The sequence below is a fragment of the Cellulomonas sp. genome (genome assembly GCF_965229465.1).
Taxonomy (GTDB): Bacteria; Actinomycetota; Actinomycetes; order Actinomycetales; family Cellulomonadaceae; genus Cellulomonas.
This window is the reverse complement of sequence record NZ_OZ245882.1, coordinates 1,894,129-1,907,499: the sequence shown is the minus strand read 5'-3', so window position 1 is coordinate 1,907,499 and position 13,371 is coordinate 1,894,129. Positions and strand designations below refer to the sequence as shown.

Annotated in this window: 13 protein-coding genes; 7 read left to right on the top strand and 6 right to left on the bottom strand. The window is 68.8% G+C overall.

The annotated features are described in order from the left end of the window. The first annotated feature begins 303 nt into the window (after positions 1–303). From ACO06A_RS09255 to ACO06A_RS09240, 4 genes are all read left to right on the top strand, one after another. Complete coding sequence (locus ACO06A_RS09255; RefSeq protein ID WP_421735716.1) at positions 304–1,821, top strand: hypothetical protein; 1,518 nt, start codon at positions 304–306, stop codon at positions 1,819–1,821. A gap of 34 nt (positions 1,822–1,855) precedes the next feature. Beyond that, a complete protein-coding gene (locus ACO06A_RS09250) occupies positions 1,856–4,468 on the top strand; it encodes a hypothetical protein (RefSeq protein ID WP_421735715.1) in 2,613 nt (870 codons plus the stop codon). Between the two features lie 78 nt (positions 4,469–4,546). Further along, positions 4,547–4,834: a DUF7662 domain-containing protein gene (locus ACO06A_RS09245; RefSeq protein WP_421735714.1), complete on the top strand. Its 288-nt coding sequence runs from the start codon at positions 4,547–4,549 to the stop codon at positions 4,832–4,834. A 162-nt stretch (positions 4,835–4,996) separates the two neighbouring features. Continuing rightward, positions 4,997–5,956: a hypothetical protein gene (locus tag ACO06A_RS09240; protein ID WP_421735713.1), complete on the top strand. Its 960-nt coding sequence runs from the start codon at positions 4,997–4,999 to the stop codon at positions 5,954–5,956. Between the two features lie 57 nt (positions 5,957–6,013). On the opposite strand, the gene ACO06A_RS09235 is transcribed toward ACO06A_RS09240, so the two are convergent. The 6 genes from ACO06A_RS09235 to ACO06A_RS09210 form a co-directional block, all read right to left on the bottom strand. After that, a complete protein-coding gene (locus tag ACO06A_RS09235) occupies positions 6,014–6,868 on the bottom strand; it encodes a metallophosphoesterase family protein (RefSeq protein ID WP_421735712.1) in 855 nt (284 codons plus the stop codon). Continuing rightward, a complete protein-coding gene (locus ACO06A_RS09230) occupies positions 6,865–7,905 on the bottom strand; it encodes a hypothetical protein (RefSeq protein WP_421735711.1) in 1,041 nt (346 codons plus the stop codon). The genes ACO06A_RS09235 and ACO06A_RS09230 overlap by 4 nt, the downstream gene beginning before the upstream one ends. Before the next feature lie 511 nt (positions 7,906–8,416). Beyond that, positions 8,417–8,794: a hypothetical protein gene (locus ACO06A_RS09225; RefSeq protein WP_421735710.1), complete on the bottom strand. Its 378-nt coding sequence runs from the start codon at positions 8,792–8,794 to the stop codon at positions 8,417–8,419. Between the two features lie 9 nt (positions 8,795–8,803). Then, positions 8,804–9,508 (bottom strand): hypothetical protein, encoded by a 705-nt coding sequence (locus tag ACO06A_RS09220; RefSeq protein WP_421735709.1) that lies wholly within the window; start codon positions 9,506–9,508, stop codon positions 8,804–8,806. After that, positions 9,501–9,887, bottom strand: a complete 387-nt coding sequence (locus tag ACO06A_RS09215; protein WP_421735708.1) for a hypothetical protein — start codon at positions 9,885–9,887, stop codon at positions 9,501–9,503. The genes ACO06A_RS09220 and ACO06A_RS09215 overlap by 8 nt, the downstream gene beginning before the upstream one ends. 35 nt (positions 9,888–9,922) lie before the next feature. Then, positions 9,923–10,624, bottom strand: coding sequence for a hypothetical protein (locus tag ACO06A_RS09210; protein ID WP_421735707.1), 702 nt, complete (start codon positions 10,622–10,624; stop codon positions 9,923–9,925). A gap of 121 nt (positions 10,625–10,745) precedes the next feature. Between ACO06A_RS09210 and xseA the strand changes: the two genes are divergently transcribed. The 3 genes from xseA (at position 10,746) to ACO06A_RS09195 (ending at position 13,213) form a co-directional block, all read left to right on the top strand. Next, a complete protein-coding gene (xseA, locus tag ACO06A_RS09205) occupies positions 10,746–11,981 on the top strand; it encodes an exodeoxyribonuclease VII large subunit (RefSeq protein WP_421735706.1) in 1,236 nt (411 codons plus the stop codon). A gap of 37 nt (positions 11,982–12,018) precedes the next feature. Continuing rightward, positions 12,019–12,258, top strand: a complete 240-nt coding sequence (gene xseB / locus ACO06A_RS09200) for an exodeoxyribonuclease VII small subunit (RefSeq protein WP_421735705.1) — start codon at positions 12,019–12,021, stop codon at positions 12,256–12,258. Between the two features lie 136 nt (positions 12,259–12,394). Continuing rightward, positions 12,395–13,213, top strand: coding sequence for a hypothetical protein (locus ACO06A_RS09195; protein ID WP_421735704.1), 819 nt, complete (start codon positions 12,395–12,397; stop codon positions 13,211–13,213). The last annotated feature ends 158 nt before the right edge of the window (positions 13,214–13,371 follow it).

The window sequence follows — 13,371 nt, the reverse complement described above, 5'->3', positions numbered from 1 at the left end:
AAGGTCAGTGGTGTTGGGCTCATGGGCTGAAGATGCCCCGTGTGGTCTGGGCTGGCCAGGGCCTGACCGGATGAACTCGCGGGAAGCAAGGCCATAGAGATCCACGTCGGCAGCGTCGACGAACCCCTTTGAGCCGAGGCTCGCGGACGCCGAGACTCCAATGTGGGCAACGCGCACCCGCGCGGGGCCTGGCCGGCCTTCCGGGGGACGGTTCGTCCGGAGCGGTCCTGGCGTCCGCCAGCAGAGGCATGGGCCGCACGGCTTCACCCACTCCCGCTCGGCACGTTCTGGGATGGTGAGCCCGTGACAATGGTGCACGTGGACGGGCCCGGCTGGGTCGACCAGCGCACGAGCCCGATCCTGGGTCTGTTCCCGATCGCAGTCGAGCAGTACCTCAACTCGGCTGTGGCGGTGCACGCCCCCGGCGTGACGACGGTGACGACGACAGCGCGGTACTTCGCGCTGCACGGGCTGGTGGCTCATGAGGCGGAACGTCGTGACCTCGATGACGGCGCGGCGAGGGATCTGCTTCGCAGGTCCGAGATCGTCTACGCACTCGCATGCATGGCTCACCGCGACAGCGCCGACCATGTCGGCGAGTGGCCTGCACCGCATGGCGAGGACAAGCTCCGTAGCGCGTTGGAGTCCGGCCCCGTCGATCTCGCCGTCTCCGCCGGACATGGCGCGGGCCGGTACTCCAACTCCTCGTGGGGCTTTCTCGGTGCGTACCGCGGATCGGAGATGACGCTCGGGGTCTTGTCGACAGAGAGTTTCAGCACAGGTGACGCGTTCGAAGTGGCGCCCGTGCGAGACAGCCTGCACGGCGTCGTCGATCTTGCGACCACGGCCGCATCGGTGTCCCTTGCGGACGTTGCGGGCTTGGCCGACGCGTGTCTGTGCCAGGCTCGCTTTAGCCCCGATGGCGAGTGGCTCGCACGCCGGTTCGCGGGTCGCCCGCACGACGTCGGCACGGTCGCCGGCGTGCTGGGCCAGACGCAGCAGATGATTGCTGCCGCTATCCAGACGGCGCCCGTGGAGGGCCTGGAGGATCTCGCACGGTTCGTGATGTACGACCCGCAGATGTTGACTCACGAGCATGCCCACACCGGTGACGTCTGGCGTCGCTGGCGCGGACTGCGGACCCGCGCAGAGTCCGTGTACGCGTGGAGACTGCTGTGGGCGCGCATGTGCGACGCGTTACCTTCCTCGGGAGCGATGACACCAGCGCAGCTCGGTGAACGGCTCGCCGACGAGATGCCCGCGGGCACCCTGCGCGCTTACGTCGCTGGCCTTCCTGCGGTGACGGACGCGGTGGGTCAACCACTACCGGCCGAACGAGACGCGTCCGTGCTCGAGCGCGCCGATGTCGATCGGTGGATCGCGACGCTCGTCCTTGGCGCCCACCGACACACCGCTTTGAACGCCGGTCCGGACACGCCCGAGCGCCGCGGATTTGAAGGCCCCGGAGGTCACCGGTTAGGGGTCGAGGAGCTCTCACCACACTGGGTCGCAGGAACGACGAACTCGTGGGTGGACAGGTCCCTGCAGGACCTTGCCGTTCACCTCGCTGAGGTGATGGTCAACCGGGCCCATCGCGTGACGATGGCGAAGTCGTACTTTCGGCGCTCAGATCAGCGGTTCATCATGCCGGTTCGAGTGGTGCTTGATGACGGTCTTGTCTTCCGAGTCAACGGTGAGGTGGCCCGCCCACCGAGCCTGCGGTGGGCGCAGTTGATGTCGATGAGCCGCCAAGTCGGCTTGCTAGCCCGGGACGAGGACGGGACGTGGGCGCGCGGACCTCGGGGGGCACTCCTTGACTGACGTGAAGCCGGCACTTGGCAGCTCGGGGTCGCTCATGTCGCACCTGTTCTCCGTGGACACGCGCGCGCGCCCATTCACTGAGGCGCTGTTCACCACCTTCAACGTGGATCTTGGCTTCTTCGAGAACCGAGTGCTCGGGATGGTTCGCAGCTCTGGCGCGGCCGTGACCGTCTTGGCCGACGCAGCGATGTTTCACCCCGATCCGCGCGCGGTGAAGGGGGCTGGCACGTCCTATCTCGTCGGGCTGGTCTCGATGCCGACCGCGTTTCACCCCAAGGTCAGCGTCCTGGTCGGGCCGCAGCAGGCGATGGTCGCGATCGGATCGGGCAACCTGACCTCTGGTGGCCTCGTCCGCAACGACGAGACGCTCACGGTCGCGCACGGAACCCTCGAAGGCGGCTCTCCGGCTCTCATCGGGCAGGTTGCCAACTGGCTGCACTCGTTGAACGACGTCCGGATGGGCGCTCTCGCTCGCAGCAGTGTCCAGCGAGTTGCCGTCGACCTGGACCGTTTCGTGGCCAGCACCGCACGCGTCCCGACACCCCACAGCCTCGTGAGCACGGCGAATAGAGCAATCCTCGACCAGCTGCCCGACGGACATCTCGACGAGCTTCGCCTGTACGCGCCGTTCCATGACCCACGAGGTGCCGCACTCAGGGCCCTGATCGACCGGTACCGACCGGGCCGGGTCAGAATCGCGGTGCAGCCCGACCGGACGATCCTGGACCCGCAGGTACTCGCCACTGTTGCCGCAGCGGCCGACGTGGAACTGACGTGGCAGGACGCAGGTGCCGACTACCGGCACGGGAAGCTTCTCGAGGCCATCCAAGGCGACGGCATCCAGTGGTCGCTGACCGGTTCGGCGAATCTGACCGGAGCCGCTCTGCTGCGTTCCGTCGCCGACGGAGGGAACGTCGAAGTTGGTGTCCTGCACACCGCCGACACTTCGCTCTACCCAGGCGACGGCGAGCACCTCTCGACAGCACAAGTCCCGTCGCGGGCGATAGAAGCAGCTCCCGGCGAGGTGGCCCGACAGGACCCCGCCATTCCGCAGATCCTCGGGGCCACGTTGGTCGACGGGCGTCTGCGCGTCGAGTTTGACCGGCGGCATGCCTTCCCTGTCGCGATCCAAGTCAGCGTGTTCGCCGATCTGCCCGAGCAGTACGAGGAGTTGGCGGAGATGCCCGGCGGGGAACGCTTGTGGGACGTCGAGATCGCAGAGCGAGTCCGGTCCAGCAGCCGAGTCCGGCCCGCTTGGTCACTCGACGGAGTCCCTCACTGGGGTTCGCCCCGATTCATCGACGACCCGGAGGCGGTCCAGCAAAGGATCACGTCCGTAAGCCGGGCCGGATCGAACGCCGATCTGCACTGGTCGGACCTGCTGGGCGACATCAACCTGATGAACGACTGGCACCGTCAGCTGACACGCGTCATGCGCGAGCAACGCGCGATCCCGCTGCCCCGCGTGTCAGGCGGCGCGTCGGCATCGCTCTCGACGGGGTTGGAGCCGGCTTCGGGTTGGCGCACGCTCGACGATGCCGAGGCGTGGGCCCGGTACGCCGACGACGCAGTCGCCCGATTGGGTCCTACGCTGGCCAGCCAGGCCTCTGGCCGGCTCATCCTGCCGCGGCTCGGTGCACCCAAACTTGTCAACGGCGCTGTGAGCGAGCCGATCTGGGCGGACAACTTCGATGTGGACGAGTCGACGTTCGATGACGAGCACACAGCCGAGGAGCAAGACGAGGACCCTGAGACCACGAGTGCCGAGGCGCCCGCAACTCGCGACGCGACGCCACGGCAGCAGGCGGCCGTACGGCAGTGGCTGGCCCGCCTCACGCATGACATGAGCGAGACACCCGCCATCGACCGAGCAGCTTTCGTTCGCCTTGCGCTCATCGGGACGTTCGCTCAGATCTGGGATCGAGGCACCGCGCCCTGGTTCGAGCTGCTGGCCGGTGCAACGAGACAACTCGGCGGAACAGACATTCCTCAACCACTACGGCCGGAGCTGGCCGCGCTCGCCGCCGTCTGCCTTTACCGCCTCGATCAGGGAGCGTCCCCAGACCGCCGTGCGGGCACTGGCCGGACCTACTCCGACACGGCCACCGCGCTGCTGCCACTGCTCGAGGATGCTGACATCGAGCGCGTTGATCGCATCCTGCAAGAGATGCAGGGAACGTCCGGCGTACTGATCAGCGCCGAGGGCGTCCTGGACAACGTCAGCGCACTGACCAACGGGAACCCCTGGGCCGAAGCCGAGCGCCTTCTCCAGCGCGAGCACCCCGACTGGTTTGTGCAGCTCGAGCGTGACGGCGTGATCGACATCGAGGGAAAGTTCGCGAATGCGCTGCGTGTCGCCACACGAGCACTTGCGTTCCTCCCAGCCGGGCACCCTGCGGCCGTCCGAGTCCAGCCGACCAACGGACCTCAGACAACCGTCGTGGTGAACGACGACGTGCTGGTGGTCCACACACCGGCAGGTCGCGGCACATGGAAGACCTACCGCCTGACTCCCATGCTCAGCCCCGCTGCGATCGCTGAGGGAGGGGAGGCTGAGCGTCGGGCCCGCCTCGACCCACCGGCGACGTGGTCGACGCCATCCCAACGCGCCCAGGACGCATGGCGGGCGGCCGGCCTGGGCGAGTGAATGCCGCTGGCCTCACGGGAATCAAACCCGGGTTGCGATCGGACCTGAGTGATCTCCGAACGCGTGCCATCGTGTGGCATGGCGAAGTACGACCCACTACGAGACCACCTCGCACACATCCCCACCGACGCAGCGACCCTCACGTTCGATGAGGTCGCTGACCTGGTCGGAGGCTTGCCGAACTCGGCCTACAACCTGCGCAACTGGTGGGCCAACAACTCCCAGGTCCAGGCACTGGCCTGGCGTGCCGCGGGCTGGCACGTCGACTCGGTTGCGCTGACCAGCCGCCGCGTGACGTTCGCACGGGGAGTGGTCGGTGGGAGCTACCACGACAGCGGTCGAGTCGCGGGAGGCCCGCGAGCTTGACCCTGCATAGCGAAGTCGACGGGAACCGAGCAGCCCGATCGCGCGTATCGGGGCGTTCTCCGCATCGACTCCACCGCAAGCCCCGCCGTGCCGATCTGCAGGAATGTGAGGATCGCGCCGACCACGGCGTGTCCCTCGTTGGATTCGGCGTAAGGGGGAGGCTTGACCGACCGGGAGGCAACCGCCGCAGATCGCGCCGTCCTCATCAGTGCGCTTCGATGCGACCCCGAGGTGTACCTCCGCGACCTCGTCGACCAGGGCGCGGACTTTGACACGATCCGTCGAGACATCCACGCGCGTACCGGCGGCATGGTGGACATGTCCGACGCCCGCGTCGTCGCGCTTGTCGAGGAGGCCATGCGGTCACGGCCAGGGGTCGGCGTGGTGCAGGTGCGAGCCGACCGTGACCTCATCGAGAAGTGCTTGGGAAGTCCGGCCGGGCCATTCTTTCGCGACCGGATCGCGGCCGGGGACGACGCGCGAGTCATCGCACGCGTTCTCGCGGACTTGACGCGCGGCGCAGTCTCGTTTGGTCCCGCTCGGATCGGACGTTTGATCCAGGATGAGCGCGAGCGCGGCGGGCCGTACATCAAGCCCGAGAAGCCGGTTAAGGCCATGCCTCCGACACAAGCGCACGAGAGCCGCCCCCGGGTGCGGGCGAGGCGCTCCGCGGCAAATCGCCCAGCGCCGGCCCCAGCGCCAGCGCCTGTCAAGTCGAAGCCATCCCGTCCCGCCTCCAAGTCGCTCTACGCCCTCGAGGCGCATCTGGACCAGGTCCTTGGGTCGCCGTCGCGGGCCTACCTGATCAAGCACCTCAAGATCGGCAAGTCGAAGGGAACCCAGGAGAAGCAGTTGTTCAACCAGATTGCGGAGTCGCTTCGTGCAAAGGGTGCCCGAGCTGACCTCAACAGCGGCGACTTCAAACGCCTGGCCCAGGACGCGGGCTGGGAGACGGACAAGCAACGCGCCAAGGCCGCTGCCGACTCGAGGGAGCGGCGCCGCCGTGATCTCGGACTGGACAGCCGAGACGGCCAACCGAGGGGCTTCTGGGCCGGCATCAGCAACGAACGTTACGTGCGCCCCGTGAACGGCGGCCTTCCGGGCTTGGGCAAGCGTCGATAGCCCTGGCCGTCAGCCGGACACTCGGCAGCCCACGCCGCCGCAATAGGCCAACGCGGGTCACCCGAGCTGGTGGGGTGCGTGCAGGTCGTTCGATCCGCCAGCTGCAGCGGGCAACGGAGCCACGTCCAGCGTGGTCAGGTCGAGAAGAATCGCGTTTCCGACCGTGTGCTCGCGGTTGAGAACATGCACGGTCGTTGTCGTCTCGTCGTCCACGCGCTGGTCGTAGATCCGACGGGTGTGCCAGTGCCCGCAGAACACGAGCCGAGGCCGGGTGATCTGCACTGCGCGAAGCAGTCGTGCGCGCAGCTCGTCGGCCTCGGCGACGAGGTCCGCAGGCGGGTCGTACCCCGACGAGAGGGGCACGCCAGCGGGCGCGTCATGGGTGAGGAGTACGTCCAGCGGTGCGGTTCCCAGCAACCGCACGTGCTCGTCGGTGATCGCCTCCTGCGGCCACCACGTCTCGCCTCGGATCAGGCGGCCGAGCACCGAGACGGCTCCACCGAGCGCGCCGAACCGGCGCCCGGCGATCTCGAACCGTGCGCCCCGCGGCAGGGCTCGCACATTCCGGCCGAGCACGTGCATGCCGGCGTCGTCCAGTGGTGCTGCGTCGATGCGATCCCAGTTGTCGTGGTTCCCGGGTGAGACCAGCAGAACTACGCCGGTGCGAGCGCATGCTCGGTCGAGGGCCTTGGTGATCGAAGGGGCTCCGAGAGCGGGAACGTTCAGATCTCCGATGTGCAGAACGACCCGCGATCCTCCGGTGGCCGCCCGCTCGATCACGTCTCGACCAGCAGTGCGCGAACCGTGCCAGTCGCCGGCGACGACCACCTGGGTGCCGGACAGATCGAGGCGCTCGCGCCGCCGCCCTGGCGCCGCGAATGACTGCGGGTTGCGGCTTGACTCGCCCGTCATTCGCTGGGCACTTTGGTGCCGACGGTGATGGCTCGGGTGATGCCGCGCCGAACGGCTTGCAGGCCGATCTTCTCTCCGACATCCGTCCGGCCGACCAGGAACGCAACGGTCGGCTCGACGGTCAGGGTGCCGACGTTCACCAGGTTGGTGCTGTCCTGCTCGGGCAGCTGCAGGCCGAGCAGGAACAGGTTGGCGACCTGTCTGGGCTCCAGGACGATTGCCTCGGCCGCGTCCCCGTCGATCGTGAGGTGCAGCGTGATTGCGGCGCCCACCTGTCCTACGAGGACGTCGATCTTGTTGGGCGCGGCAACCAGCGTCACCGGCGGCTGTCGGTGGTGAACGTGCCATGCCAGGTCGAGGAAGCCGTGGTCGCAGCCGGGTGCGCGCCGAGCCCACTCCTCGTGAGCGTCCTCGACGGCGGAGTACAGCGACCCCCACCACTCGAACGCCGGCACCGGTTGACCATGAGCGAGCCTCCTGGCCAGTTCGGACTCCATCGCGAGGTAGACCGGCATCGCGCGCATCAGCTCACGCTCACCGACACCGGTCGGGTCTGACCGCAACAGTGGCCCCAGCGCCAGCGGCAATGGGTCGCCGGCGAGCTCACGCGACGCCTTCCACCCGGTCAGCCAGCGGGCGGCGTTTCTCTCGAGGTAGAGCAACGCGTTCGCGAGGTGCGCCGTGCTCATGTCACCGACGAGATGAACACGGGAGGAGGCGTCGACCCAGACGTCACGCTGCTCCAGGACCCGGTCATCGCTCGTTCCTGCCGGCAGAGCCGTGACTGCCACACGAAACGGTTGTTGCCACGGGTAGTCCTCGAACGCACGCCAGGCGTCGTGGGTGGGGCCGTTCTTCAGCTCCGGCGGGTGATCACCGGCAACCGCGACCCCGCCCACTCGCAGAACTGGGCGAGAATCGGCGGTAGGCGCGTCGCCCCTGGGCGGATCGGTGATCACCCGCACGTCGCCGAAGCGGTCCACCTGCACGTTGGCCTGCCAGCCGGCAGGTCCCCACGTCACGTCTGCGAAGCTCATGTGGGCGCGCCCTCGCGCCGAACCTCGGCGCCGCCCGTGTGGTCGAGGTCGTGCCGCCGGGCAGGTGTCGGGTTGTGTTGCGTCATCGCTTCTTCCCTCGACGTGCTGGGCGGGGTCATGGGAGCTCGGGTTTCGTCAACGCGAGGCCGCAGTGGGGGCGGTACCCGTCGCCGTCCCGGGGTCGGCCCGCGTGTCGTTGCGGTCGGGCAGCGATTCGTCGGGTTGGGCGTTCGCGCCGCAGCAGCGGTCGCACGGGTGCTCAGCCAGAGCGCGACGCGTGTCCCTCGGGTCAGGGAGATGAACGTGAGCCCGTCGGGGTCGGCGTGGTGGACACCGTGCTCGCAGACACGCTCGAGGAGCTCCAAGTCGTCACGCCACCCGAACGGAGCAGCACGCAGTGGGTGCTGAGAGGGCTGATGGATCGGGCAGGGGATCGAGGTGTCACACCGGTTCGCGGCATGCACTCGCAGCATCCCGCCGGGGACCCGCACCCAGTCGTGGCTTTCCACGCTCAGCCCTGACCGAGGTCGGCTGTCGCGGTGGGGTGGTCCCAGGGCTCGGGGGTTTGGTCGCCGTCGCCCCCGGCAGGTAGGCGCTCGTGGTCGGCGGTCTCGTAGGACCGTTGCAGGGCGGCGCGGCGGCCCAGCTCGTGCCCGTGGCGCCAGCCCCGCCGGTACTCGAAGAGTGACTGCGCCTTCAGCAGCACGTAGGCCAGGGCCCACCCGAGCGGCGTGAGTACCGCCACGGTCAGACCGTCGCGGGCAAGATGAGCGGCCGCGATCAGCCCACACAGCCCGGCGACGACGATCGTGACACCCCACCACCCCAACCACCGTCGGGCCGCCGATGCGGGGAGCATGGGCCTGGTGCGCTGGGGGTCGTCTGGCATGTGTCTCCTTCATGAGTTGCGGGGTTTCGCCGGGTCGACGAGGAGGTTGCCGCAGCGAGGGCAGTAGCGGTCACCGGGGCGAGCCGGGTGCGTGCAGGTCGTGCCGTCGAGGTACTCACGGACCGTGGCGACGATGAAGCGCAGCGCCACCCGGTAGTCCGGCGGGGTGCCCTGGTAGAGGTCCTCGGATGTACCGGTACGGATCGTTTCGGTCTCCACGCCGTCGGGGCCGCCCCACGGCTGGACGCTCGGGTCGGGTCCGGTCGAGACGACGATCGCGTACGTGTCCCAGCGCTCGCGCACGTACCAAGCGGTGCCGTCGGTGGTGCCGACGACCACCCACGGGGCTCCCGGCACTTCCTCGTGTGCATCGACGCCCAGCTCGGTGGCGGCCTCCGCGAGCTCACCCTGGTGTGCCTCATGCACGGGACGCAGGCTCTCCCCGAACTTGGCGAACGCCTTCATCGCCTTGCGATGGCGGCGTCGGCGCGCGCGGGCGCGGAGCTGGCACTCGCAGCGCGAGCCGTGGTGCGGGTCGCGGCCCGGTTGAGGGTGGCACGAACAGTCGCAGGAGGCAGCGGCGTCCAGGTCTCGCAGGTTGCCGGGGACCAGGTCGAGCAGCTCTCGGCGCGCGGTCACCACCTCGACGCGCTCCCGGGCGAGCCGCTCCCGCAGCTCGACCCACTCCGGGGGCTCCTCCGGGGTCTCACTCATCACCGTGGACTGCTCCCTGGTCGGAGTCGGCGGGTTGCGGGTCGATGGCGGTGACCGGTGTGGTGCGACGAACCGTCACGTCCGCGCCGACCCCGAGCGGTTCGAGCACCAGCCACATCTCGCGACCAACGGCGACGCCCTCGACCCGCCCGAGCACCGGGTCCACGTGGTGGACGGAGGTAACGCGCAGGGCGGCCCGGTCGCGACGCAGAGCCGCCCGCGGCACCGGGCTCCCGGTGGGTGGGCCGTCCGTCAGGCGGATGATGGTGGCGGCCACGTCGGGGTCGAGGGAGTCGATCAGGTGGGCGGCGCCCGAGGCGGTGGTGACCACCCACCGCCCGCGGGTCCGGAACGGCTCGACGGTCAGGGCCGCTGGCACGGGCCTGGTTCCGCGGGTGTCAGAAGCGGCGTGCCTCATGGCCGGCCCTCGAGGTCGTCGGGCTTTTCGAGCGCCTGCACGAGGGTGCCGTACCTGCTGGCTCGCCATACTCCGTCCAGCCAGGCGGCCCAGTACGCAGCCTCGAGCCGCGCCAGGCGCTCGCGTGTGGCGCGGTACCACTCGAAGTCCACGAGTGCCGCAACCACGTGTCCGTCACGGGTGAGCATCACGTGCGCCCCCGTGTCGTGCACACGCGCGGCGAGCTCGGGCAACGACTCCGCCGCCTCCTCGATCGAGACCTCCACCGTGCTGGATGCGTCGCGGGGCCGTTCAGCCGGTCCACTCGTGTCTGGCCCCTCAGCGTCGGTGGCCACGGCCGGCGCCTCCGTGCTCTCGGTCGGCTCGAGGTAGCGCTCGACGGCTCGCTCGATGACGGCGACGAGCCCACGTTCGACGGCGAGCAGCGCGGCGTCAGAGTCGAGCGCTGTCTCGGCAACCAGAAACTGGATCTCTGCCGGGTCCAGCTGGAGCTCACCGATGCTTACCCACCCGGTCCGGTCGGGCTCTGGCGTCGCGAGCCCGAGCGAGAACAGGGCGGCGACCTGGTCCGGCATCAGTAGCTTGCCGTCGTCCTGGTCCTCGAAGACCCGCAGCGTGACGCCGGCTCCCGGGGTGGCGGCGACGTGCGTCGGCACGGTGCCCCCCGGGTATCGAGTGGACTTGCTCGTCTCGACCACGCCTCGACTCCTTCCTGCGGGTGCTCTGAACTGGGGACTTGCGTCTATACGCTGTGGCATATAGGCTATCAGGTGACGTCGGGTTTGACCCGACAGTGCAACGCCGTGCATCATGGCGTCCATGAGCGCTACCTGTCAACCGGCCGCGGTGCCCGAGCCGGCCACGCCCGTCGCGTCCCCGGAAGCACCGCTGACGCTCGCCCAGGTGAACGCAGGCGTCTCCGCCAGGATCCGTGCGATCCCGCAGATGTGGCTTACCGGAGAGGTCATCCGGTGCGACGAGCGTGGCCGGTCGGTGTACCTGACCTTGGCCGATCCGGACGTGCCTAGGGGAAAGCAGCCACCGGAGCTCACCGGCTACATGGACTCACGCGACTTTCGCGCATTGCCGGTTGAGCCGACCGCCGGAGCGCGCATCGTTGCGTTCGCGACGCTCTCGTACTGGCACTCAAAGTCGAAGGTCGCCGCGACCCTGACGGACGTGCGCCTCGCGGGCGAGGGCGCAGTCCTGGAACGGATCGAGGTCCTCCGTCAAGCACTGGCCGCGGAAGGACTCTTCGACCCGACACGCAAGAAGCCACTGCCGGCGGCGCCGGCGCTCATCGGTCTGATCACTGGTCAGGGCAGCCACGCCGAGCTTGACGTGCTCACCCGCACCAAGGAGCGCTGGCCCGCGGCACGGTTCCGGGTCATCCATGCCCCCATGCAGGGAGTCGAATGCGCACCTGCGGTCACCGCAGGTATCAAGGAACTCGACGCTGACGACGCCGTCGCGGTCATCGTCGTCGCCCGCGGCGGCGGCGCGATCAGCGAGCTCGCACCCTTCTCCGACGAGCGCCTCGTGCGCGCCGTGGCGGCCTGCACGACTCCGATCGTCTCGGCGATCGGCCACGAGCCGGACAAGCCAATCCTCGACGACGTCGCAGACGAGCGGGCGGGCAGCCCGACACACGCAGCCGCTCTCGTCGCACCCGACGTCGTCGGCAACATGCGATCGCTCACAGCCGATCGGGACCGCCTGCGACGAGCCGTACACAGACACCTCCACACAGCACAGCGCGACCTGGACATCACGCGGTCACGGTCCGTGCTCACCGATCCGCACTTCCAGGTCAACCAGCACGCCGTGGCACTCGAACGAGCCGCCTTCCGTGCCCGCCGCGCAATCCAGCACCAGGTCTCGACTCACGCCTCGGGCCTTACGGCGTCGGCCGGAGCACTTCGAGCGCTGTCTCCCCTCGCCGTCTCGAGCGCGGCTTTTCAATCGTCCGGCGCGCCGACGGCACACCCCTCGGCCCCGTCGCCGACGTCAGCCCAGGCACCACGCTCGACATCCGCACGATCGACGGCCACCTGACCGCAAGAACCCTTCACCGCCACAACGAGGAGCGCCCATGACCACCTCGACCGATGCACCCGAGCCTTCCAGCGTCACCTACGAGCAGGCACAGGCCGAGCTCGGTCGCGTCATCCAGCGACTTGAGAGCCGGCTCGGACTGGAGGAAGCGCTGGACCTGTGGGAGCGCGGCGAGGAGCTCGTCGAGATGTGTACCCAGTTCCTCGATGGAGCACGCGCCAGGGTGGACGCGCGAACGTCGAGCCCCGCCCCTGCGAAGGACGACGCCCCGTTCTGACCAACCTGCAGAGCCGAACGATGGCCTCCATGTCGCGGCGGCGTCCGCAGCGGCCCGCCCGAGTCCGCACAACCAACCCACAAAGTCAGGAGAACTCTTGAATCCGCTGTCCACATGCCGGTGCTACCGCCCACGGGTGACCCTCGCCGACCTCAAGGACCAGACCCCGCTGTCACGATGCCTCTGGTGCGACCAAGGCGAGCCGCAAGTCACGCACTACGACACGAACGACCTTGGACGCGCCGCCTATGCAGCGCGGTCCGCTGACGACTTCGAAAGAAGCGCTGTGGTCGCCGCGCTGCGCGCCGCCATCGAAGAGAGGCTCGCGTTGCACGACCGGCACTCGCTGGAGGATCACGCACGGTTGGTGGGCTGGGCCCCACGCAGCCACGGTCGGGTGGAGCACCTGACGTGTGTCGGCTGGGTTGGGCACGACGGCATCTGGGAACAGGGGCACGTGGCCAGCTTCGTTGCCCTCCTCATCAACCCGGAGCCGCGTCGGCAGACGAGACTCGAGCGTGAGCTCAAGGAGCTGTACCGCCACCTGCGGAGCCTGGGAGAGTCGCTCACCTGTGCACGCCCGGGATGCAGCCACCCGATCACGCCGGACGACGCCTACGAGCTCGGCCACAACGACCTGGAACCTTCACGGTTCTGGGGCCCCGAGCACGCGGGCTGCAACCGTCGAGGAACGCGCGACTACCTCATTGACCACGAGATCCTCGACCTCCAGCACCGCCCCCTCCCGACCCTCTTCGCAGACGTCGTCCTCACCACGAGGTTGGGGGTCGACACGGTCGCGTGCTTGCTGGACGTCGACGAGGAGCTCGCCGAGCGTTGGGCCAACACCATCGAGGGTCAGCGACGATCGTCGTGGGACGACGCGCTCCGGCTCGTTATCGCCGCGCACTACGCGTTCCGTCCACATCGAAGGCGCGCCACGGCAGTCGCCTGAGCAAGACCGCGACGGTCCGCGACTCGCCCGCCGCCGCCGACAGCGCGCCCCGCCACCTAGCCATGCCGCGCAGGTCGTGCAGCGGGTCGGCAGTCCGTCCAGACGGTTCGTTCGCAGCGCCTCGCCAGTGGCGGATGCGGTGGCGGACATCACATCAG